At 70.6% G+C, this 3,276-nt stretch carries 3 protein-coding genes; 1 reads left to right on the top strand and 2 read right to left on the bottom strand.

Annotated features, from left to right (window positions below):
* Window positions 1–46: 46 nt before the first annotated feature.
* Window positions 47–313 carry an exodeoxyribonuclease VII small subunit gene (locus MJ785_RS13160; RefSeq protein ID WP_239308411.1) on the bottom strand — a complete coding sequence of 89 codons (267 nt, stop codon included), beginning with the start codon at window positions 311–313 and terminating at the stop codon, window positions 47–49.
* A 436-nt stretch (window positions 314–749) separates the two neighbouring features.
* On the opposite strand from MJ785_RS13160, the gene MJ785_RS13155 reads away from it, so the two are divergent.
* Window positions 750–1,985 carry a glycosyltransferase gene (locus MJ785_RS13155; protein ID WP_239308421.1) on the top strand — a complete coding sequence of 412 codons (1,236 nt, stop codon included), beginning with the start codon at window positions 750–752 and terminating at the stop codon, window positions 1,983–1,985.
* Window positions 1,986–2,094: 109 nt separating this feature from the next.
* On the opposite strand, the gene MJ785_RS13150 is transcribed toward MJ785_RS13155, so the two are convergent.
* Window positions 2,095–2,961 (bottom strand): aminotransferase class IV, encoded by an 867-nt coding sequence (locus tag MJ785_RS13150; RefSeq protein ID WP_239381138.1) that lies wholly within the window; start codon window positions 2,959–2,961, stop codon window positions 2,095–2,097.
* Window positions 2,962–3,276 lie beyond the last annotated feature (315 nt).

Raw genomic sequence — 3,276 nt, 5'->3', positions numbered from 1 at the left:
CCCGTCCATGACGGTGGCGTGCTCCGCGGGGTAACGGCGGCCGCTGTCAGGCGTCCGCCTGCGCGTCTTCGGACTGGCCGCCGCTGGCCGGTGCGGTTGTGTGCCGGGCCGTGTCGAGGCGGGCGCGGGCGCCGTCGAGGAAGGCCTGGCACGTCCTTGTCAGCGCCTCACCGCGTTCCCACAGCGTGAGCGACTCCTCCAGGGTGATGCCGCCGGCCTCCAGCCGGTGGACGACCTCCTCCAGCTCCGCCCGCGCCCGTTCGTACGTCGGGGAAGCCTCGTGCGCCGGTGGCGCGTCCTGTGAACCTGACACCGATACCTCCTGGGCATTGACCGGGGACGTTGACCGGGCGGACCGACGTTACCGACCGTTCTTACCGGCGGACCGGCAGCAGGGCGAACCGGGGCGGCCTTCCCCGCGTTCCGGGATCGACGGGGTACGCGCCGTGTCCGAGCGCGTGGAGCGGGAACTCGTGCCTTCCCCGACGCGATGACCGGCCCAGCTCCACCAGACGCCTGGGCACGGGCCAGCCGCGATAAATCATGACCAACAGCGGTCAGCCGTGGCCGTACGGTCCCATGGCCGGCGGGCCACCGGTGGTCGCGGGCGTGACACGTGACCGTGTGATCACCTGACCGCGGACTCTGGCACCGGCGCTGGCGATACTGTCGTCGGTGGAGAGTGGCTGGACACACCACTCGCCAGGTTCCCGCGATCGGTCCCGCGATTTGCGACGCTGATCATCGTGATGATGTTGGCGGCGTGCGCGGTCTGCTCCCTGATCGTCTGGCTGGTGCTCGCAGGCGGCCACGGAATGTTCTGGCGCACCGATACCCGGCTTGATCCCTACAGCCCCCAAGCGGATGGCGCGGCCGAGCCGAACGGCGGTTGGCCCGCTGTGACTGTGATCATTCCTGCCCGCAATGAAGCGGACATAATCCCCTATACTCTTCCATCCCTGCTCAGTCAGAACTATCCGGGCCCGCTCCAGGTCGTCCTTGTCGACGACGCCAGCGAGGACGGTACCGGGGAGATAGCCCGGACGCTCGGCCGGTCGGCCGGCGCTCATGTCCCGCTGAGGGTGCTCACCGGCGGAGGGCGCCCGGCCGGTTGGGTGGGCAAGGTGTGGGCCATGGAGCAGGGCGTCCGCGCCTCGTCGCCGGAATCCGAATGGCTTCTGTTCACCGACGCCGACATCGCTCATGGTCCCGAGTCGGTGGCCCGGCTCGTCCACCATGCCACCACCCGCGGGCTTGATCTCACGTCACTGATGGCGTTCCTGCGCGCGCGGTCCCGCTGGGAACGGCTCCTCATCCCCGCGTTCGTGTACTTCTTCGCGCAGCTTTACCCGTTCCGCCGGACCAACAGGCCGGCCACGCGGACCGCGGGCGCCGCCGGCCACGCCATCCTGCTGCGCCGCGGCGCGCTGGAACATGCCGGTGGGCTCGCCTCGATCGCCCGCGCGGTCATCGACGACTGCTCGTTGGCCAGGACGATCAAACGCAGCGGTGGGCGGATCTGGGTGGGACTCGCCGACCCGGCCACGGACGGCGTCCGTGGCGTCCGGCCGTGCCCACAGCTGGCGGACCTGTGGTCGATGGTCGCCCGCAGCGCCTACACCCAGCTCCGGCACTCGCCCGTACTGCTCATCGGCAGTGTCGCGGGCCTCGCGCTGACCTACGTGGCGCCACCGTTGGCGGCTGTGGTGGGGCTGGCCGGGTTGGCGGCCGGGGCTGGCGGCACCGCCGCCATCGTGAGCGCGGCCGCGGGCCTCGGCGCGTGGGCGGTGATGACCGCCACGTACATCCCCATGATCCGCTACTATCTCCAGTCGGCTCGTAACGCGGTGCTTCTGCCTGTGGTGGCCATCCTGTATGTACTGATGACGCTGGACTCGGCACGCGCGCACTGGCGCGGCCGGGGAGCGGCGTGGAAGGGACGGACCTACCCGGCGGTGAACGGCAACCGGGTCCCCGGCACCTGACGCGGGTGAGCAGCGGATGCCGTGGACCGATGTCCGCCGACGTCCGCTGCTCACAGCCGCGTTGCGGGGGATCGGGCTGGTGGCATCCTGGTGGAGCGGCCGGCGCTGGTCATCGCCTGTTGACGGGAGCCTCGGCAGCGGTCCCGCACTCGCTCGGCGGAATCGCCTGATCGCGCAGAAGGGTGTTCCACCGGCGTTCCCGGCGGGACGGCCCGGCATCGATCGACGCGCCGACCCAGCCTCGTACGGGACGGATCCCGTGCAGGGCATTGACCGCCCATACCTCAAGACCAGCCAGATCCCGCGGCCTGCTCTCCTCTTCCTGGACACGGACACCACGGGTGGCGGCGAGGCCGAGGATGGCGGCGCGGGTGACTCCCGGGAGGAGGTGGGGCGTGTCCGGTGGCAGGCAGAGGGTCTTGCCACGCCACCAGAGGACGCTGGTTGTGGTGCCTTCCCGGACCCGGCCGTCGGCGGAGAGGAGCAGCGTTTCGTCGGCACCGGCCCGAACAGCCGCCTGACGGAGTCCCGCGAGATAGCCCAGATCCGCCCCTTTCACCGTGGGCTGGACACGCTGATCCGCCGTGGGCGAGATCCAGAGCCGCACCGCTTCGCCGCGGGCGGGGGCGGGTCGCGGCCAGAGCTGCAGCCTGGGCCGATCATCGATCATGACTAGTTCGACGCGCGGGAACCAGCGGCCCGTCGCGGGGAGCTGGCGGACGGACGCCACCATGAACGCGACGCACCGCGCGGCCGGCAGGCCGGTCATCCGGGCGCACGCCGAGCTGAATCGCGCGAGGTGCGCCGGCCATGCTCGTACCCGGCCGTCATCCATCAGCCACGAGTCCACCACCAGCGGCCTGGACGGGTCATTGACCAGCGCGAAGCCCCCCGGCGCGCAGTCGGCACCGGCACCGGAGCCGACCCACCGCATCCGCGCGGTTGCCGACGTTTGGATATCATCAGGCGTAATCATCCGTACTATCCCGCTTGCTGGGCCGCGAGTCGACCCTGGCGGACAGCCGGGTGCGCTGTCAACGTGCCGCCGCGATAACACGAAAGGCCGCCGCCGGTGCGGAAACGTCGCTCGGCCCCGGGTGAGCAGGTCGCGGCTGACTCGTCACCGTCGGTGCGATCTGTTCTTGACCGAGAAGCGGATGTCCGTAATCGTTCAGGACATGCGACAGACAGAACAGGCAGACCCGGGGTCGGGCGATGCGGGGTTTGGTAACGCGGGGTTTGGTACCGCGTCATGAGCTCCGAGGCCGTGGCGGGGCGGCGGCCGGGCGGT

This window comes from Protofrankia sp. CiT1 (assembly GCF_917627335.1).
In the GTDB taxonomy this organism is placed as follows: domain Bacteria; phylum Actinomycetota; class Actinomycetes; order Frankiales; family Frankiaceae; genus Protofrankia.
This window is presented reverse-complemented; position numbering and strand designations above follow the sequence as displayed.